General features: G+C 65.3%; 17 protein-coding genes and 1 pseudogene. 8 read left to right on the forward strand and 10 right to left on the reverse strand.

Annotated features, from left to right (window positions below; genetic code table 11):
* The first annotated feature begins 202 nt into the window (after window positions 1–202).
* Both GR303_RS19555 and GR303_RS19560 read left to right on the forward strand, forming a co-directional pair.
* Window positions 203–361: a DUF3309 family protein gene (locus tag GR303_RS19555; RefSeq protein WP_099510964.1), complete on the forward strand. Its 159-nt coding sequence runs from the start codon at window positions 203–205 to the stop codon at window positions 359–361.
* A gap of 201 nt (window positions 362–562) precedes the next feature.
* The gene (locus GR303_RS19560) at window positions 563–1213 is read left to right on the forward strand and encodes a calcium-binding protein (protein WP_161725103.1); all 651 of its coding nucleotides are present in this window, start codon (window positions 563–565) and stop codon (window positions 1211–1213) included.
* Window positions 1214–1847: 634 nt separating this feature from the next.
* Here GR303_RS19560 and GR303_RS19565 read toward each other — a convergent pair.
* On the reverse strand, window positions 1848–2120 hold the full coding sequence (locus tag GR303_RS19565) for a hypothetical protein (RefSeq protein ID WP_161725101.1): 273 nt from the start codon (window positions 2118–2120) through the stop codon (window positions 1848–1850).
* A 749-nt stretch (window positions 2121–2869) separates the two neighbouring features.
* Between GR303_RS19565 and GR303_RS19570 the strand changes: the two genes are divergently transcribed.
* Entirely contained in the window at window positions 2870–4354 is a 1485-nt protein-coding gene (locus tag GR303_RS19570) for an AlbA family DNA-binding domain-containing protein (protein WP_161725099.1), read from the forward strand.
* Window positions 4355–4794: 440 nt separating this feature from the next.
* On the opposite strand, the gene GR303_RS19575 is transcribed toward GR303_RS19570, so the two are convergent.
* Window positions 4795–5340: an SRPBCC family protein gene (locus tag GR303_RS19575; protein ID WP_161725097.1), complete on the reverse strand. Its 546-nt coding sequence runs from the start codon at window positions 5338–5340 to the stop codon at window positions 4795–4797.
* Window positions 5333–5701 carry an ArsR/SmtB family transcription factor gene (locus tag GR303_RS19580; protein WP_161725095.1) on the reverse strand — a complete coding sequence of 123 codons (369 nt, stop codon included), beginning with the start codon at window positions 5699–5701 and terminating at the stop codon, window positions 5333–5335. Before GR303_RS19580 ends, GR303_RS19575 begins: the two co-directional genes overlap by 8 nt.
* 192 nt (window positions 5702–5893) lie before the next feature.
* Here GR303_RS19580 and GR303_RS19585 point away from each other — a divergent pair, with 192 nt between their 5' ends.
* The 3 genes from GR303_RS19585 (at window position 5894) to GR303_RS19595 (ending at window position 7419) form a co-directional block, all read left to right on the forward strand.
* A complete protein-coding gene (locus GR303_RS19585; protein ID WP_161725093.1) occupies window positions 5894–6706 on the forward strand; it encodes a nickel-binding protein in 813 nt (270 codons plus the stop codon).
* Window positions 6707–6778: 72 nt separating this feature from the next.
* Window positions 6779–7063, forward strand: a complete 285-nt coding sequence (locus tag GR303_RS19590) for a hypothetical protein (protein WP_161725091.1) — start codon at window positions 6779–6781, stop codon at window positions 7061–7063.
* Window positions 7064–7239: 176 nt separating this feature from the next.
* Complete coding sequence (locus tag GR303_RS19595) at window positions 7240–7419, forward strand: hypothetical protein (protein WP_161725089.1); 180 nt, start codon at window positions 7240–7242, stop codon at window positions 7417–7419.
* Between the two features lie 71 nt (window positions 7420–7490).
* Here the strand turns inward: GR303_RS19595 and uvrB are convergent, their stop codons facing one another.
* Window positions 7491–10196 carry an excinuclease ABC subunit UvrB gene (uvrB, locus tag GR303_RS19600; RefSeq protein WP_161725087.1) on the reverse strand — a complete coding sequence of 902 codons (2706 nt, stop codon included), beginning with the start codon at window positions 10194–10196 and terminating at the stop codon, window positions 7491–7493.
* A gap of 49 nt (window positions 10197–10245) precedes the next feature.
* Entirely contained in the window at window positions 10246–11301 is a 1056-nt protein-coding gene (locus GR303_RS19605) for a DUF808 domain-containing protein (protein WP_161725085.1), read from the reverse strand.
* 197 nt (window positions 11302–11498) lie between these two features.
* Between GR303_RS19605 and GR303_RS19610 the strand changes: the two are divergent.
* Window positions 11499–13678, forward strand: a pseudogene (locus GR303_RS19610) (esterase-like activity of phytase family protein).
* An 87-nt stretch (window positions 13679–13765) separates the two neighbouring features.
* On the opposite strand, the gene GR303_RS19615 reads toward GR303_RS19610, so the two are convergent.
* From GR303_RS19615 to GR303_RS19630, 4 genes are all read right to left on the reverse strand, one after another.
* Window positions 13766–14335, reverse strand: a complete 570-nt coding sequence (locus GR303_RS19615; RefSeq protein WP_201752149.1) for a fasciclin domain-containing protein — start codon at window positions 14333–14335, stop codon at window positions 13766–13768.
* Window positions 14336–14471: 136 nt separating this feature from the next.
* Entirely contained in the window at window positions 14472–14690 is a 219-nt protein-coding gene (locus GR303_RS19620; RefSeq protein WP_161725083.1) for a hypothetical protein, read from the reverse strand.
* Window positions 14691–14752: 62 nt separating this feature from the next.
* The gene (locus tag GR303_RS19625) at window positions 14753–15487 is read right to left on the reverse strand and encodes an anti-sigma factor (protein ID WP_161725081.1); all 735 of its coding nucleotides are present in this window, start codon (window positions 15485–15487) and stop codon (window positions 14753–14755) included.
* Window positions 15484–16029 carry a sigma-70 family RNA polymerase sigma factor gene (locus tag GR303_RS19630; RefSeq protein ID WP_161725165.1) on the reverse strand — a complete coding sequence of 182 codons (546 nt, stop codon included), beginning with the start codon at window positions 16027–16029 and terminating at the stop codon, window positions 15484–15486. The genes GR303_RS19625 and GR303_RS19630 overlap by 4 nt, the downstream gene beginning before the upstream one ends.
* A gap of 181 nt (window positions 16030–16210) precedes the next feature.
* On the opposite strand from GR303_RS19630, the gene GR303_RS19635 reads away from it, so the two are divergent.
* Window positions 16211–16990, forward strand: coding sequence for a DUF4394 domain-containing protein (locus tag GR303_RS19635; protein WP_161725080.1), 780 nt, complete (start codon window positions 16211–16213; stop codon window positions 16988–16990).
* Window positions 16991–17030: 40 nt separating this feature from the next.
* Here GR303_RS19635 and GR303_RS19640 read toward each other — a convergent pair whose 3' ends face one another.
* Entirely contained in the window at window positions 17031–17420 is a 390-nt protein-coding gene (locus tag GR303_RS19640; protein ID WP_161725078.1) for a DUF3775 domain-containing protein, read from the reverse strand.
* Between the last annotated feature and the right edge of the window lie 164 nt (window positions 17421–17584).

Raw genomic sequence — 17584 nt, forward strand, 5'->3', positions numbered from 1 at the left:
GCGACCTCCCGCAGGGGTCGCGCGGACGGCGGCACCCAATCGCCGTGGAGCTAACGCCAAGTCAGATTGATCGTTCCGCGGCGCGCCTACCCCTTCAGGGTTCATCCACAGGCAAGTTGCGGCGGGAACCTCGGGGCCTACAGCCAAGTTTCCTCCATAGCCATGCGGCCCCTTCGCGGCCGCGCGTCATGGAGGTCCTACGATGGCGCTCAGCACCATCCTGCTCATTCTGGTCATCCTGCTGCTCATCGGCGCCGTGCCGGCCTGGCCCCACAGCCGCGGCTGGGGATACGGGCCGAGCGGCCTTCTGGGCGTCATCCTGCTCATCCTGATCATCCTGCTGCTGATGGGCCGACTCTGAGGCCCCTCGGCCCTGCCGGAGCCCGGATGTCCTGCCCTGGCCGGGCCCGTTCCGGCCGCGCCGCGCCGCGCCCCAGCGACCAAACGGCTCATGGGAGAAAAAGCCCCTGTGTCCCTTTACGAAACGTGATATCAGGTTCGCGCAGACCTGCTCTGCTTCATTGCGACATGGACGTTTCAAGCAAACCGTGAAGGTTGGGACATGGCACGATATTACGGGGGCCGCGGCGCTGACGTGCTGCGCGGCGGCAAGGCGACGGATCTCCTCAAGGGCTACAACGGCAACGACCGCCTCTATGGCGGCGCCGGCAACAACACCCTCGACGGCGGCGACGGCCAGGACCGCCTCTGGGGCGGCAGCGGCGACGACCTGCTGATCGGCGGCAACGGCCGCGACCGGCTCTGGGGCAATGCCGGCAACGACACGGTCGATGCGGGCGCAGGCCACGACATCGTCTTCGCCGGCCTGGGCAACGACAGCGTCAATGGCGGCACGGGCGCCGACGACCTGCAGGGCGGCGCCGGCAACGACGCGCTCAACGGCGGCTCCGGGTTCGACATGCTCTTCGGCGGCGAGGGCAACGACGTGCTCAACGGCGGTACCGGCACCGACTATCTGCGCGGCGGCAAGGGCCAGGACGTCTTCTCCTTCGATTCCGGCTTTGGCCGCGACCGCATCCGCGATTTCAGCCAGGCCGACGACCTCATCGACCTGCGCGCCATCGCCGTCACCGGCTTCGAGCAGCTCAAGATCGCCGTGAACGGCGGCAGCACCGTCGTCGACACCGGCACGGGCACCATCGTGCTGCAGGGCTTCAAGGGCACCCTGACCGCCGACGACTTCCTCTTCTGAAGGGGCGGGCCGCGAAGAAGACGGCGCTCCTTCCCTCCCCTTGTGGGGAGGGCCAGGGTGGGGGTGCCGGCGCTCCCCTTTCAAGATCGTGGCTCCGATCACCTCTCCCCGGATCTCGGGTGTTCCCGAGATCCGTTTCTGGGGCGCAGGTCGGGAACACCCGACCTGCGGCGGGGAGAGGTCGAGCGACAGCGAGGGTGAGGGGGAGAGCGGGTGCCGGAGAGGGCTGTAACCCCTCACCCGGACCTGACGGTCCGACCTCTCCCTCAGGGAGAGGTGAAGGGCGCCGCACGCGGACAGGCACTCGCTCACACCCCCACCTCCAACTCCTCTCCAGCGCAAGCCGGGTGTTCCCGACTTGCGGCGGACCAAAGACAAGTCTTGGGCAAGCCCGAGGCTTGTGGGGGAGGGGGCTGCCGACGCTGTCCAGGCCGGATGCCGAGGAGGCGGGCCCGCGCGGCGCGGCGTCCGTGTGCAGAATGTTCGAACGAAGCCTGGAAAGGGCGGCGGAGCGCCGCCCTTTTTGCGTTCGCCGGCCCGCTGGCCGCCACGGGTCGCACCCTGGGGCCAGTCCCCTCGGGTGCCCCGCCCGGCCAGGGGCGCCGCGCGGGCGCTCCTCATCGCGGCAGCCCGGTCAGGAATGCTCCCAGGCCGGCTGGGCCTTGGCTCTCCGGCGCTGCTCCTTCCAGTAGGCCCGGTACTCGTCGAGCTCGCAATGGACCGCATCGGCGAAGAGGTGGCGGTACTGCAGGTAGCAGGGCGGGCCGAAGCCGCCCTGGCAGCCTTCGTTCCGCCGGCACGTGCGCCGGCGGCAGAGCCGGTGCATCCTGAGCAGGTTGGACAGGCGGATCAGGGTGTCGTCGAAATCGGGCATGTCGAACAGGGTGATGGCGTCGTCATCGATCATGATGAAGCTCTCGGGCAATGGGTTGGGGAATGAATGAAAAGGGCCTGGATGAAGGCACGGGCCTTCGGCCCCGGGGCCGGCGAGGGCCCCGGGTGTGAAGGCAATCGAGGGTGGCGTGTCGTGCAGCCCGGCTCGATGGATAATGGTGGAAGGTGAAGAGCCGAACTGCTCGTCACGCGCGGTTCTTTTCAGGCGGACCTCCTGCGGCAGCGCCCAGGGTCGGCCTCCCGCGACCACAGGTGTGCGAGGCCTGCGGCGGGACCGCGCCCCGTCCCGCATCTGCGACGCCTCGCGAGCGCGCCCCTCACCGGACGAGGATGGGTGATGTTATAGCTGAGGTTAGGCGAACTGTCAAGAACAAAATGGGAACATGCGCGGTGTCGCTCTCGGTCCGAGGGGGAGGTACCATCCAGGGGAGGGGGAGCTATGGCGTTGAGCCTGATCGTGGATCCTTCCCAGCCTCACGGCCGCTGGGGATAGCATCTGCTCGTCATCATCGGCCCTGTGCCGGTAGTCCAGATAAGAGAGCGCCGAGCCTTCGCCCGATCACCATGGCATGTAATGGAGGAGCACAACGCTAGGCTATGAAAGCGCTCCTCGATCAAAGAGAAGCGCTGATGGGGGCGGCGTGTTTCGGCTCGGAGTATGCTGGGTACCTTAGCCTTAAAGTAGATGCCCTTCACCAGTTGAATACAGCCCTAACCAACTCTGTGTATTTGTTAGGATAACTGCACGCCGCGGTTGACTCGATGCTGGGTACGCTATCAGATTTAGTAAAAGGCACTGTGGGGGTATGGGTGACAACCAATCGGCGAAAGCGCTCGATCCAAGATAATGAGATCGCGCTGATCAAAGCTATGTTGGTCCGGGGATTTGAGAAAACTCAGATCCAAGCTTACTTCACCCATCCTCAGAGACCTGTAAATTTCGGTCGTATTACTAATATCGAGAATGGTGAATACGGGCCGGAAGTTTCTGCGGCTTCAAGCGATGATCTTGATCGCTTTCTCTCATCGTGGGCGGAGCATAGAGGTTTAGCTATTGAGCATCTTGCAGATGCAGCCTTAGACATAACGCTTCTGCCACCCACGGCTGAAAGAAAGCTGTTGTCACTCTTCATCAGAAAAGATGATGGAAATTGGGCTCTCGACCACAAAGAAACCGATAACATTGAATGTAAGAAGAACTTCCATCCAAACGGAAAACTATTCAGAGCGATATCTGCTTTGGCGAATAATCGTGGCGGATACGTCCTCTTTGGTGTCACTGATGAGGGTTGTATAGCAACAGGAATGGATAGCCGACGCTTCCTAGAAAATGATCCAAATTATCTCTCCCAAAAGGTTCGTGCCGCAATGGAGCCTATGCCTCGGATCGAGGTTGGTCATTGTCTTATCGATGGAAAATTTATTGGTGCGATTTACGTCCACCCCGAGGTGGACGGGCCAGTAATTGCAGCCAAGGACGATGAGAATTTCAGAGAGGGAACTATTTATTATCGATATCCCGGCGAGTCTCGGGCTGTTCGACCTGCTGAGTTTAGGAAGATCCTTAATGAGAGAGATCGCCGGGTACGCCAAGAAAGTTTGACTGGAATATCACGCCTTATGGAGCTTGGTAGTCGGGCGGCTATCATTGACATGGGTGAGAAGACCTCCGAGGCCACAAAGATTGTCCGTGAGAGCGTTGATGATGCAGATGTCCTACGGAACTTCCTGCGCCAAAACACAGTCCAGTTTCCACTCGCCTATGTCTTGCGGTCCGTAAACACCGCTAAGAGATGGCTGCCAATTTTCTACTATATCAAGCTATCTGGCCTCTCTATTTCACAGGCTCTCGGGGAAATCGCTGCTCGTGAAACATCTCATGTTGCTTCGAGGAGAAATCTGGTTGAGCGCTTGCTAGGAAGGAAGACCGCTTACGCAAAGCCTGTCGGGCGAGTAGCCCGCATTTTAAAGGATATCAAAAGTAATAGACCAATCATACCTGAGACGGCCTCTGAAGCTGCCCATGTAGCTCAGGCTATCGCAGGACTCGAAAGCACTACTGTTGATCTTAGTAGGCTGTCCGAACTCCTAATCACCTGCGCTGAGGCTATACGAAGAGACAAGTCTGCAAAAGCCGTGTTCTGGAGTTCCCTTTACAAAGCCGCATCTCGCCTCGACGAACTCTACTTTGGTGAGAGGCTGCAAACTCAAAGCGATAGGCCTAACTCTCAGAAAACTGCTGCTTGATGTGATTGAAAGAAGAGACGCCCCCCGTCACATCCTCCTCACCGGGTGGGGAATAATCCATGCATTGGCCATATCGGACTGATAGGCTTGGCTAAGCAGGTGATTGCGGGCGTGATAGCGTTCGGGGTTGGCGACGTGTTTCGGCGCTCTCCTTCGACCTCATGGACAACGCTAATCGCCTGCCATTCCAGTCTTGTACCAAAAGTCCACCCGCTCTCTCGCTCCCGCCTCATCCTGAGGAGCAGCCGTGAGGCTGCGTCCCGAAGGAGGACCAGTGCGCGCTGGAAGCGCCCTCGTCCTTCGAGACGCTTCGCTCCTCAGGATGAGGGCTCGGGTTGATCGGGTCGTCCAGCGCGAACGGCCGCCCCCGGACTTAATCCGGGGACGGCCATGACGACGTGCGCAGAGCATCCGGCTTCGGGCCGGTCTAAAAAAACCCGTTACCCCGGAATCCGCCCCTCGTAATCCTGCTTCAGGCGGGCAACCTGGTCCCAGAACGGCTCCGGCTCCGTGCCTCCCATGCGGGCGGCCAGGATGTCGAGGTGGGTGTGCCAGCCGGCGCTGACGCTGAGCAGGGTCGAGCGCTCGGGCACGCGGCGGTGGACCAGGGTGAGCAGGGTCTTTGCGCCGACGGGCTCGAGGGTGAAGGTGACGCCGCCGGTGGAGCCCCAGGTGATGGAAAGCTTTTTCGGCGGGTCGAGCTCGGTGATCCGGCAGTCCAGCCGGTGCTCCTCGGCCGAGCCCGCGGGGCGCTGGCCCGACGGGGAGGTGAGCTCGTCGTTGCGCCAGACGAAGGTGAAGGGCGCGTCCGCCGCCAGAACCATCTCGCCCGCCGCGAGCCATTGCCGGCGCAGCCCGTCCTCCGTGAGATAGGCCCAGACCCGCTCCACGGGGCCGGGGAGGAGGCGCTGGATCGTGAGGGTGTCGGGCTCGGTCAGCACGCCATAGGCGTCGGGGGCGAGCTTCGTGGGGGAAAGATCATTCATGGGCGTCTCCTTCGGGCTTGGGGGCTTTGCGGGCATCCTCCTCGCGAAGGAGCCGGTCGAGGGCATCCAGACGGCTGGTCCAGAAGCGTTCGTAGTGCCTGAGCCACTCATGGGCCCCGGCGAGGGGGCCGGGATCGAGGCGGCAGAGATGGGTCCGGCCGCGCACCTCGCGCCGGATCATGCCGGCCTTCTCCAGCACCTTGATGTGCTTCGAGGCGGCGGCGAGCGAGATCGCGAAGGGCTCGGCGAGCTGGCTCACCGTGCGCTCGCCCCCCGCCAGATCGGCCAGCATCCGCCTGCGGGTGGCGTCGCCGAGGGCGTGGAAGACGGTGTCGAGAGAGGAGGCGTGTTGTTCAACCATGTGGTTGAATATGCGCCGGCAGCGGAGGATTGTCAACCGGTTGGTTGAATGAATATCGGCCGGGTCCCGGCCGCGGCGCCTTCCCGGGACCGGAGCGTGGAAGCTCGGAAAGGCCCGGGATGGCCCTGGGCCGGCGAGCATTCCGCGCCGGGGCGGATTTGTGTAGACTGGGCCGGGGGAGAGGAGGGAACGATGCCCATCTATCTCGACCGCCACGACCTGAAGGGCCTGACCGCCGCCGACATCGCCGAAGCCCACCGCAAGGACCTGGAGGTCCAGGGGCGCTACGGGGTGCGGTTCCTGACCTACTGGTTCGACGACACCCGCGGCACCGCCTTCTGCCTCATCGACGCGCCCGACATCGATACGGCGATGCGGGTCCACGACGAAGCCCACGGGGCCGTCGCGCGGGACGTGATCGAGGTCGATCTCTCGGCCGTGGAGGCCTTTCTCGGCCGCGTCTCCGATCCGGAGCCCGTGGGGCATTGCTGCGACGGCCGCGTCGATCCGGCGATGCGCACCATCATGTTCACCGACATCGTCGATTCCACCGGAATGACCGCGCGGCTCGGCGACAGGCGCGCCGTCGAGATGGTCCGGGCGCACGACGCCATCGTCCGCCGGGCGCTGCACCGGGAGGGAGGCCGCGAGGTCAAGCATACCGGCGACGGGATCATGGCGGCTTTCGACGATGCGGCCGCCGCCGTGAATTGCGCGCGGGCCATCCAGCAGGCCTTCGAGGCCTTCAACCTCGCCAGCCGCGAAAAGCTGCAGGTGCGCATCGGTCTCGATGCGGGCGAGCCCGTGGCCGATCACAACGACCTGTTCGGCGCGACCGTGCAGATGGCGGCGCGCCTGTGCCAGAGCGCGCCGCCCGACGCCATCCTGGTGTCGCAGGCGCTCACCGGCCTCGTACCCGACCGCTCCCGCCTCGTGAGCCTCGGGCCGAAGGTCCTCAAGGGCTTCGCGGCGCCTGTCGAGGCCTATGAGGTGGCGTGGCGGTGAGGGCGCGGGCATTGCCATAAAGAGGGCACGGCGTTCCTGCACCATGACGGTTCGGGAAGCCGGAGCGTCGGGATGGTCAGGACTCTGGTCTGGTTCGTGCTGTTCGGGGCCGCGTCGCTGGCGTTCTACCGCGTGAACGACCGGATCGTGTGGGACATCTGCCGGCGCGAGCGGCGGCCCTATCCGGCGGGCTGGACCTTCTCCCTCGCCTGGCAATGGCGCACGATTGGCGGCGGCTGGTATCGGGATGCCCAGCGCGCCGGCCTGCTGCTGCCCAAGGCCGCCGCCACCGCCGCCATTCTGCTCACCGCCATCGGCCCGGTGGTCGTCGGCATCCTGGAAAGGGCGCCGGGCTAGCGGGAGGCGCAGGCATCGTCCGGCAGGCTCCTGCCCTCGTCCCACGTCCGTTCGCGAGGCCCGATCGAGCCGCGATGCGCAGCACTGCAACCTTCGGTTTATTGCCCGTGAGGCTATATTGTAACATTCTGACGCAGACTCGTATGAGCGAGTTCGCAACAGGGACCGGTCGAGCCATGTCCGACGAACAATATCAAATTCCTGCCGCCACGACCTCCGAGGCGGAGCGCACCTATGAGCGTCTCTCCGATCCGAGAGCATGGATGAACGTCTCCACCTTCACCATTCTCGAATTGAGCGAGGAGGAGATGGAGCACATCGCTGGCGCTCGTGCACCTCTGAAGGTCGACGTGTAGGCAGGAAGACGATCAGGGACAAAGGGCCGTGTCACCAGACACGGCCCTTGTCTTTTGAGGGCTGGCAGGTGCTACCGCCCCTTGCGGCCCTTGTACTTCGGCTTCTGCCCGGCGAAGCCTTGGGTCGAGCGCCCGGTCGGGCGCTCGCGGAAGTTCAGGGGCACCTCCCGGTCGGTGCCGGGGCCCATCTCGTCGAGGCCGGGCTTGCGGATGCGGGTGCCCTCGTCGGAGCGGCCCTTGCCGAGGGGGCCGTAAGCGGCGGAATCCTCGTCGCCCGCCGTGGCGCCTTCGCCAGAGGGCGGCAGCCCCTTCGGCGGCAGGTTGGCGCTGCGGCCGTATTTGCGCGAGCCGCCATACTTCCCCGCCTCCCGCTCCACGTCGCTCTGGCGCGCCATCGGGTCGTCGCTGATGGCAAGCTCCGTCGCCTGCAGGCGCTTGAGCTCGTCGCGCAGCCGCGCGGCCTCCTCGAATTCGAGGTTCGCCGCGGCCTCGCGCATGCGCTTCTCCATGTCGGCGATCACGGCCTTGAGGTTGTGGCCCACCGTCTTGTCGGCGAGCCCCGTATCGACGGAGACGTGGTCGCGCTCGTAGACGCTCTCCAGGATGTCGGCGATGTTCTTCTTCACGCTCTGCGGCGTGATGCCGTGCGCGGCGTTGTAGGCGAGCTGCTTCTCGCGGCGGCGGTTGGTCTCGGCGATGGCGCGCTCCATGGAGCCGGTGATCTGGTCCGCATAGAGGATCGCCTTGCCCTCCACGTTGCGCGCCGCGCGGCCGATGGTCTGCACCAGCGACGTCTCGGAGCGGAGAAAGCCCTCCTTGTCCGCATCGAGGATGGCGACGAGCGCGCATTCGGGAATGTCGAGGCCCTCGCGCAGCAGGTTGATGCCGATGAGCACGTCGAAGGCACCTAGCCGCAGGTCGCGGATGATCTCGATGCGCTCCAGGGTGTCGATGTCCGAGTGCATGTAGCGCACGCGCACGCCGTTCTCGTGCAGGTATTCGGTGAGGTCCTCCGCCATGCGCTTGGTGAGCGTGGTCACCAGCGTGCGGAAGCCCTTGGCCGAAAGCTCCTTGACCTCGTGCAGCAGGTCGTCGACCTGCGTGCGCGCCGGCCTGATCTCCACCACCGGATCGACGAGGCCCGTGGGGCGGATGACCTGCTCCACGAAGACGCCCCCGGTCTGCTCCATCTCCCACTTGCCGGGCGTGGCCGAGACGTGGATCGATTGCGGGCGCATGGCGTCCCATTCCTCGAAGCGCAGGGGCCGGTTGTCGAGGCAGGAGGGGAGGCGGAAGCCGTATTCGGCGAGCGTCGCCTTGCGCCGGAAGTCGCCGCGATACATGCCGCCGATCTGCGGAATGGTGACGTGGCTCTCGTCGGTGAAGACGAGGGCGTTGTCGGGCAGGTATTCGAACAGGGTCGGCGGCGGCTCGCCGGGCTTGCGGCCGGTGAGATAGCGCGAATAGTTCTCGATGCCGTTGCACACGCCCGTGGCCTCGATCATCTCGAGGTCGAACTGCGTGCGCTGCTCGAGCCGCTGCGCCTCCAGCAGGCGGCCCATGCGGGTAAGCTCCTGCAGGCGGTGCTGCAGCTCCTCCTGGATGCCCTTCACCGCCTGCTGCAACGTGGGACGCGGCGTCACGTAGTGCGAGTTCGCGTAGATCTTCACGAATTGCAGGTCGTTGGTCTTCTTGCCGGTGAGCGGATCGAACTCGACGATGGACTCGATCTCGTCGCCGAAGAGGCCGATGCGCCAGGCGCGGTCCTCCAAGTGGGCGGGGAAGAGCTCGATGACGTCGCCGCGCACGCGAAACGTGCCGCGGGCGAAGTCGCTCTGGATGCGCTTGTACTGCAGGGCCACGAGATCCGCGATGAGCTGGCGCTGCTCGATGCGCTCGCCCACCTTCACGGAGAAGGTCATGGCCGTATAGGTTTCCACCGAGCCGATACCGTAGATGCACGACACGGAGGCGACGATGATCACGTCGTCGCGCTCGAGCAGGGCGCGCGTCGCCGAGTGGCGCATGCGGTCGATCTGCTCGTTGATGGACGATTCCTTCTCGATGAAGGTGTCCGAGCGCGGCACATAGGCCTCGGGCTGGTAATAGTCGTAATAGGAGACGAAGTATTCCACCGCGTTGTCGGGAAAGAACGACTTGAACTCGCCGTAGAGCTGCGCGGCCAGCGTCTTGTTCGGCGCGAGGATGAGGGCGGGGCGCTGCGTCTCCTCGATCACCTTGGCCATGGTGAAGGTCTTGCCCGAGCCGGTGACGCCCAGCAGCACCTGGTCGCGCTCGTTGCGGCGCACGCCATCCACGAGCTCGCGGATTGCCTGCGGCTGGTCGCCGGAGGGCGTGAAGTCGGACTTGATCTTGAACGGAATGCCGCCTTCCGACTTCTCGGGGTGCGGCGGGCGGTGCGGCACCCAGGCCTTGCCGTTCTTGAAGCGCGGATCGCCCTCGGTCAGAAGCTTGGTGAGCGCATCGACGGTGGCCGAGACGCCGGAGCCGGGGGCGAGGTCGCCCAGCTCCTCGGCCACGTCCGGCCCGTCGTCGGGACCCTTCAGGCCGAGCTTCTTGGCGAGCGCCGGATCGACGTCGGTGACGTCGCCGTGGATGAAGGTCTCCTGCGCCCGCTCGGCAAAACCCTCGGCCGCCTCCCGCTCCCGGTTGACCGCGGGATTGAGGAGCTCGGCCAGATAGGGATCCAGCGGCTTCAGCTCGGGCTTGGAGGCTTTCCCGGTGGAAAGCTTCGGCTTCTTGGGTGATTTGGCCATAGAACGAATATGGTACGAACCGCCGGAGATTGGAAGGGTGAAGGCCTGCTCAGGCCGTATGCTTCTCCGCCTTCCTGCCACCCCGCAGCGCCTTCAGCACGGGCACGGCGACATAATGCACCAACGGGATCAGCACGCCGCCTAGGGCGAGCCCGAAGAGGCCTGCCGCGGCGGCCGAGACCAGCCATTCCAGCGTGCCCGCCAGCATTGGCACCGCATGGGCCACCCTCACGGCCGCTTCGTGGATCGCGTGCTCCACGCCGGCCACGCCATAGCCCGCCAGCCCGTGGATGATGATGCCGCCGCCGACCCAGATCATGGCGGCAGTGCCGACGATGCTCAGGATCTTGAGCAGGATCGGCATGCCCTTCACGAGGCCTCGGCCAAGCACTTTCGTAACAGGCGCCAAAGTCCTGTCCATACCCGAGGGAGGCTCACCGGGCGCGGCGCGCCCGAGCAGGCGGGAGACCGGCCTGTTGCTGGTCGCCATCGCCACGCCGGCATCGTCCGCCTTCACGATAAGGGCCACGGCCCCGTAAACCAGGGCCGTGATGGCGATGCCGACGACGGCGAGCACCAGCGCCTGCATCCAGAACGAGGCGGTCGGCACCGTGGCCAGGGTGATGGCCATGATCTCGGCGGAGAGGATGAAATCGGTCTTGATCGCGCCGCTGACCTTTTCGTTCTCGAAGCTTTCGGCGGTCTGCGTTGCGGCAGCGACAGCCGCTTCATGCTCATGGGCCTGATGCGGGAAGAAGGCTTCGAACACCTTTTCCGAGCCCTCGTAGCAGAGATAGGCGCCGCCGATCATCAGGAGCGGCGTGATGGCCCAGGGCGCCACGAGGCTCAGGATCAGGGCCGCTGGCAGGAGATAGAGCAGCTTGTTCCTGAGCGAGCCCCAGGCGATCCTGCCGACGATCGGCAGTTCGCGGGCTGCGGCAAATCCCACCACATAGCGCGGCGTCACGGCGGCATCGTCGATCACGACGCCGGCCGCCTTCGCGCCCGCCTTCATGGCCTGGGCGGTCACGTCGTCGAGGGAGGCGGCGGCCACCTTGGCGAGGCCGGCGATGTCGTCCAGCAGCGCGATCAGGCCGATGCTCATGAGGTCTCCTGTCGAGGTCGTTCAAGCGTGACTGTGGCTCATGGAGCAACAGCTAATGGTCGGCTTCGGTTTCGACAACGCCTGATGGGCGGATTGGGTGCAAAGCGGTTCCGCTGGGAGGGGCTCCGCCGTCATTGGCCTGTCATACGACGAGCGCATGACAATCCGGCTAACCTTGACCGTCTCGCGGGGATCCCATGCATCGCTCCTTCATCGTCGGCTCGCTCGCAGCTGCGTTTCTCTCCGGCACTGCTCTCACCGCCTCGGCGGCCGAGTATTTCGACCGCATCGCCAGCTTCCCCATTACGGCGAACGTGCCGAAGGACGGGGACCCGAAAGCCGAGACCGTCGCTGAGATCATCACGGCGAGCGAGGACGGCAAGCTGCTGATCTACACGGACAGCCCGCGCAAGGCGCTGGGCTTCATCGACATTACCGACCCGGCGCAGCCGAAGGCGGGCGGATCGCTGGTTCTGGGTGGCGAGCCTACCTCCGTGAAGGTGGTGGGGCAGAAGATCTATGCAGCCGTCAACACGTCCGAGAGTTTCACCAATCCAAGCGGCAAGCTCGTGGCAATCAACTTGGCGGATCGGAAGACCGCCGCCGAATGCCCGCTGCCCGGCCAGCCGGACTCCGTCGCCGTCAATGCGGGCGTCCTGGCCGTGGCGATCGAGAACGAGCGCAATGAGGAACTGAACGGGGGAGCGCTTCCGCAGTTGCCCGCCGGCTCCCTGGTCGTTGCCTCTCTCAACGGCGATCATCTCGACTGCGCGAGCCTGAAGACCGTGGCACTGACCGGACTGGCCGCTGTCGCCGGCGAGGATCCGGAACCCGAATATGCCGACGTCTCCAGCGAGGGCAAGGTTGTGGTCACCCTTCAGGAGAACAACCACATTGTCGTGGTCGACGGGAAGGCGGGCAGGATCGAGGCGCACTTCTCCGCCGGCACGGTCGACCTGAAGGCGGTCGATGCCAAGAAAGACGGCAAGATCGAACTCGCAGACAGCATGGGGAAGGTGGCTCGCGAACCGGATGCGGTGCACTGGATCGACGCAGGCCGCTTTGTGACGGCGAACGAAGGCGACTGGAAGGGTGGCTCCCGCAGCTTCACCATCTTCAACAGGGACGGCAGCGTTGCGTACGAGTCCGGAGAGAGCCTCGAGCACGAGATTGTTTCGCTCGGGCACTATCCCGATAAACGCAACAAGAAGGGCGTCGAGATCGAAGGTGTCGAGACCGGCCGCTTCGGCAGCGATAACCTGATCTTCGTCGGGTCCGAGCGGGCGTCGGTGGTCGGGGTCTACCGCGACACAGGCGCGGCGCCCGAACTCGTGCAGGTGCTGCCGACCGGCATCGGGCCTGAGGGGCTGCTCGCCATTCCGAGCCGCAACCTGTTCGTCGCCACCAGCGAGACCGACCTGCACGGGGACGGCGGCGTTGCGCCCCATGTGATGATCTACCAGCGCGCAGAGCGCGCCGCTCCCGCCTACCCGACGATCCGTTCCGGGAAGAGGGCCGACGGCCTGCCGATTGCCTGGGGTGCGCTTTCCGGCCTCGCGGCGGACCGGACCCAGGCCGGCAGGCTCTTCGCGGTGACCGACAGCGTCTATGCGGGCGCGCCCCGCATCCTCACGATCGATGCCACAAGGAAGCCTGCGGTGATCACGGGCGAAACGCTCGTCACCCGTAACGGCGCTGCGGCGGAGAAGCTCGACCTCGAAGGCATCGCCACGGCCGATGAGGGCTTCTGGCTTGCTTCCGAGGGCAATCCGGAGAAGGGCCTCTACAACCGTCTCATCAAGGTCGACGCCAAGGGCGCGATCCAGGAGGAGATCGCCCTGCGGTCGATCTCGAGAAAGGCGCGAAGAACTACGGCTTCGAAGGCGTGACCGTCACCGGTTCGGGCGCCGACGAGACCGTGTGGCTCGCCGTTCAGCGCGAATGGGCGGATGACGGGAAGAACGCCGTGAAGCTTCTCGCCTACAAGCCTTTGGACAAGAGCTGGAGCGCCGTGCGTTATCCGCTCGACAGCGCCGAGGCCGGCTGGCTCGGTCTCTCGGAGATCACCGCGGCGGGCGATCGCGTCATCATCATCGAGCGCGACAACCAGATTGCCGAGAAGGCGAAGGTGAAGAAGCTCTATGCGGTTTCGATGGCCGACATGAAGCCCCTGAAACTCGGTGGCGAGTTGCCCCTCGTGCAGAAGACGCTGGTGCGCGATCTTCTGGCCGACCTGAAGGCGGGCAAAGGCTACGTGCTCGACAAGGTCGAGGGCTTCACCATCGATGCAGCGGGCGACGCCTACATTGTCACCGACAATGACGGCGTCGACGACTCCTCCGGCGAGACGCAGTTCATCAAGCTCGGCAAGCTTTGAGACTGCCAGGGAAAGAAAACAGCAGAGGGCTGCTCATCCGGCAGCCCCCTGCACATTGTTTCGTTTGATCTGCTGACCTGAGCGGGATCAGCCCGGCAGCAGAACGGTGTCGACCACGTGGATGACGCCGTTCGACTGCATCACGTCGGCGATGGCGACCGTGGACTTGCCGCCCTTCTGGTCGGTGATGACGAGGGTGTTGCCGGAGGGGGTGACGGTGAGCGTCGCGCCCTGGACGGTCTTCAGGGTGGCCTTGCCGCCGCCTTCCTTCACCTTCGCGGCGAGATCCTGCGCGGTCATCCTGCCGGGCACCACGTGATAGGTGAGCACGCCGGTGAGCTGGCCCTTGTTCTCGGGCTTCAGCAGCGTGTCGACCGTGCCGGCGGGCAGCTTCGCGAAGGCTGCATTGGTGGGGGCGAACACCGTGAACGGGCCCTTGCCCTGCAGGGTCTCCACGAGGCCCGCCGCCTTCACCGCCGCCACGAGCGTCGTGTGGTCCTTCGAATTGACGGCATTCTCGACGATGGTCTTCGACGGATACATCGGAGCGCCGCCCACGGTCTTGGTCTGCTCCTGGGCCGTTGCGGACAGCGACAGCGTGAGAGCCGGCGCCGCGAGGGCAAGAGCGGCGGTCATGCAGGCAATGCGAATGTTCATGGATCTGGTCCCCGAATGGTTTGCATGGAGATCCCGGCTGTCGTGCCGCGGATCGAAGGCTCAACCTTCAGGGCGGGTACACCGCATCGGGACGCTTGGATGCGGGATCGCGTTCTCGTGAAGAAAATTTTTGAGGTTAGGCGGTGAAGGCCGTCGGGCCCCTCAGATAGGCCTCCATGCGGTCGTCCTCGACTTCGGCATCTTCCTTGCTCACGAGGCGCGGCATGTCCTGCTCGGTCTCTGGAACAGGCTGCTCGTCGACGGGCGTGATATCGTTAAGAGCGCTGTGGACGGCCCGCAGAAGTTCGCTCTGCTTGTCATCGTCCGGACTCTCAGGCGGCTGGCGTGGAGTCATGACATCCTCCTTACGGATTAGCCGAAAGTATTGCGCCGATCCGTGTCACAAATAGGGCGCCGTCACAGTGCGGTGGACGCCGTCCCCTTCATCACCACCGGGCCGGTGGGCAGGCCGGTGGGGGAGCCGGTGAGCGGTTCGACCGAGATGGCAAAGAGCTGGTTCGAGTGCGGCCGGGGTAGGTTGCGCAGCTCGAGCAGGACGGTCTTCGCCGTTTGGACGACGCCCACGGAGACAGGGGCGCCCGCCGGATCCGGGAAGGTCCAAACCTGGATCGAATGGTTGTGCGGGATCTCCATGTTGCCCAAGGGCGTGAGTTCGGCGCGCCCATCCGCGAAAGTGCGCAGCACGGCGCCAGGCTGGTTGGCCTCGTTCATGAGAACCGCGACAAGCGTCGGCTGGCGGGTCGCTTTGTCGGCGAAGTAGCCCACGCCCAGCGCGAGCAGGAGCGCGGCCAACGCACCGGCCATGCCGAAGCTGCGCCAGAAGGCGAGGCTGTTCCACAAACCCTGCAGCAAGCCGGGCGATGTCTCCCGCCGTGCGGGGGGCGCGGGCCGCACGGCAGCTGCCGCAGGCTGAGCTTCGAGACCGGCCTCGATCTGCTGCCACAGGACATCGCTCGGCACGACATCGGCAGCCGTGTTGTCCCATTCCGCGAAGCGGGTGCGCCATTGCCGGACGAGAGCCTGAAAGCTCTCGTCAGAGTCGAGCAGGCGCTCGGCGAGCGTGCGCTCCTCGCCCTCGAGCAGGCCGAGCACATGCTCGGCGGCCAGACGGTCCTGATCGTCCCGCGTCATGTCATGCACTCCCGCAGGGATACCAGAGACCGGCGGATCCAGGACTTGATCGTCCCGAGCGGCACGCCGAGGCGCCCGGCCAACTCACCGTGGCTGAGGCCGTGGATATAGGCCAGGGTGATGGCCTGGCGGCGCGCCGGCTCCAGGCGCTCCAGGCAGCGCTTCAGGCTTCCCGTATCCGACAGGCGCATCATCACGGCTTCGGCATTCTCCTCCTCGCTCACGAGCCCCATCGGCTCGAAATCCTCGACGAGATCCGTGCGGGTCTCGCCGCGCAGGATGTTGAGCGCGCGGTTGCGCAGGATCGCATAGAGCCAGGAGCGGGCGTCGCCGCGCGCCGGGTCGAAGCTGTCGGCCTTGCGCCAGACCTGCAGGAACGTGTCGTGCACGGCCTCCTCGGCCAGCGCGCGCCGCCGCAGGAGGCGCATGGCGACGCCGAGCATCCGCGGCGCCTCGCTGTCATAGATGGCGCGCAGGGCAAGCCGGTCGCCCCGGGCGCACCGGCCGAGGGCGTCGTTCAGGTCCAAGGCCGGGGAGGCCATCTCCCCCAGCGCTGCCTTCACGCGGGATCTCCGTTTTCACCTGCCGACAATACACCTGAGCCTGCCGCACGGATGCAGCGGCCCGGGAAAAATTCATGCCCCCTGCATCCATAGAGGATTTCGGCGGGTAAGCGCAACGGCGGCCGCGCACGGCCGGCCCTTGGACCCGGAGGGAAAAAGCATGAAATTCACGTCATTGGCCGCAGCACTGGTCGGATCGACCCTGCTTGCGGGAGCGGCCCAGGCGCAGAGCGTCGCCGCGCTCGTCGGCGACGACACGATCGCCATCGTGGACGTGGCAGGGAAGAAGGTCGACAGGTCGATGAAGGTCACCGGCCTCACAGGGGCTCTGGCCGGCATCGACGTTCGCCCGGCCGACGGCATGCTCTACGGGGTCGTGGCCGACGGCACGGTCGTCACCATCGATCCGGCTTCCGGCAAGGCGACGATGAAATCCAGGCTCGATGCCATGCTCGCCCCCGGCACCACGGCAACCGTCGACTTCAACCCGGTTGCGGACAGGCTGCGGATCATCGGCTCGGACGGGGCGAACCTTCGCGCCAACGTGGATGACGGCAAGGTCACCAGGGACGGCCAGCTGAAGTTCGCCGACGGCGACATGCACAAGGGCAAGGCGCCGAAGGTGGTCGCGGGCGCCTACACCAATTCCATGAAGGGGGCGAAGGAGACGACCCTGTACGACATCGAGGCCGGCGGCGTGCTGGTCAGGCAGGCGCCCCCGAACGACGGCGTGCTCAACTCGGTCGGCATGCTGGGCATGGAAGCCGGCAGCGTGGCCTTCGACATCGTTGCGGCCGAGGCCGCGAACGAGGCGTGGCTCATGAGCGGCAAGACCCTCTACAAGGTCGATCTCGCCACCGGCAAGGCAACGGAGGCTGCCACGATCGCGGGCGTGGACGGAACGGTTCGCGACATTGCGGCGCTGCCGAAGTCCCTCTGAGCCAAGGGGCGCGCCGGAAGGGTTCGGCGCGCCCGTCGCCTCAGGCGCAGCTGCGGCCCATGGCGTTGAGGCCCTCGTCCAGGAGGTCGGCGAGGTTCGGGATGCCGATCAGCCAGTCGGCGGTCGACAGCGCGCTCGAGGCCTCGCGCTCGCGGGCGAGGCGCACGGCCGCGCCCCATTCCTCGGGTTCCATGTCGCCGCGGCCGATATAGACCAGTGCGATCAGGTCGGCGCGCTCGTCGTCGTTGAGGCCGGCGATCACGTCGCGGACCTCGTCCTCCGTCGCATCGTCGGGCGAGGCGGTGAGCGCGTCGACCGACCCGTCGTCGATGGGATTCGAGCCCGACGCCGGGTCGGTGAGGCCTTCCTTCACATCGATGGCCCTGACCCGCAGGATGAGTTCGCAAACCTTGTCGAGCGCGATATCCATGGAAACCCTCTAGAACAGCGTTGTCGGTCGATCGGATAGGAAACCCGGAAAGCGTCGTTCGGTTCGGCTGCGGCAAAGCTTCTCTCCGCCTGTGCCCCGCCCGATGAAATGAACAGCCAGGGACGCGCCGGCGTGATAAAGATGCGTCTGCCTCCAAAACGCGA

It is taken from the genome of Microvirga arsenatis, assembly GCF_009910705.1.
In the GTDB taxonomy this organism is placed as follows: Bacteria; Pseudomonadota; Alphaproteobacteria; order Rhizobiales; family Beijerinckiaceae; genus Microvirga; species Microvirga arsenatis.

What these genes read in the sequence shown, in the direction of transcription:
- GR303_RS19555 (WP_099510964.1), top strand. Translation starts at nt 203, where the DNA reads ATGGCGCTCAGCACCATCCTGCTCATTCTGGTCATCCTGCTGCTCATC.
- GR303_RS19590 (WP_161725091.1), top strand. Translation starts at nt 6,779, where the DNA reads ATGGTCAGGACTCTGGTCTGGTTCGTGCTGTTCGGGGCCGCGTCGCTG.
- GR303_RS19605 (WP_161725085.1), bottom strand. Translation starts at nt 11,301, where the DNA reads ATGAGCATCGGCCTGATCGCGCTGCTGGACGACATCGCCGGCCTCGCC.
- GR303_RS19620 (WP_161725083.1), bottom strand. Translation starts at nt 14,690, where the DNA reads ATGACTCCACGCCAGCCGCCTGAGAGTCCGGACGATGACAAGCAGAGC.
- GR303_RS19630 (WP_161725165.1), bottom strand. Translation starts at nt 16,029, where the DNA reads ATGGCCTCCCCGGCCTTGGACCTGAACGACGCCCTCGGCCGGTGCGCC.
- GR303_RS19625 (WP_161725081.1), bottom strand. Translation starts at nt 15,487, where the DNA reads ATGACGCGGGACGATCAGGACCGTCTGGCCGCCGAGCATGTGCTCGGC.
- GR303_RS19635 (WP_161725080.1), top strand. Translation starts at nt 16,211, where the DNA reads ATGAAATTCACGTCATTGGCCGCAGCACTGGTCGGATCGACCCTGCTT.
- GR303_RS19585 (WP_161725093.1), top strand. Translation starts at nt 5,894, where the DNA reads ATGCCCATCTATCTCGACCGCCACGACCTGAAGGGCCTGACCGCCGCC.
- GR303_RS19570 (WP_161725099.1), top strand. Translation starts at nt 2,870, where the DNA reads ATGCTGGGTACGCTATCAGATTTAGTAAAAGGCACTGTGGGGGTATGG.
- uvrB (WP_161725087.1), bottom strand. Translation starts at nt 10,196, where the DNA reads ATGGCCAAATCACCCAAGAAGCCGAAGCTTTCCACCGGGAAAGCCTCC.
- GR303_RS19560 (WP_161725103.1), top strand. Translation starts at nt 563, where the DNA reads ATGGCACGATATTACGGGGGCCGCGGCGCTGACGTGCTGCGCGGCGGC.
- GR303_RS19640 (WP_161725078.1), bottom strand. Translation starts at nt 17,420, where the DNA reads ATGGATATCGCGCTCGACAAGGTTTGCGAACTCATCCTGCGGGTCAGG.
- GR303_RS19595 (WP_161725089.1), top strand. Translation starts at nt 7,240, where the DNA reads ATGTCCGACGAACAATATCAAATTCCTGCCGCCACGACCTCCGAGGCG.
- GR303_RS19615 (WP_201752149.1), bottom strand. Translation starts at nt 14,335, where the DNA reads ATGAACATTCGCATTGCCTGCATGACCGCCGCTCTTGCCCTCGCGGCG.
- GR303_RS19580 (WP_161725095.1), bottom strand. Translation starts at nt 5,701, where the DNA reads ATGGTTGAACAACACGCCTCCTCTCTCGACACCGTCTTCCACGCCCTC.
- GR303_RS19565 (WP_161725101.1), bottom strand. Translation starts at nt 2,120, where the DNA reads ATGATCGATGACGACGCCATCACCCTGTTCGACATGCCCGATTTCGAC.
- GR303_RS19575 (WP_161725097.1), bottom strand. Translation starts at nt 5,340, where the DNA reads ATGAATGATCTTTCCCCCACGAAGCTCGCCCCCGACGCCTATGGCGTG.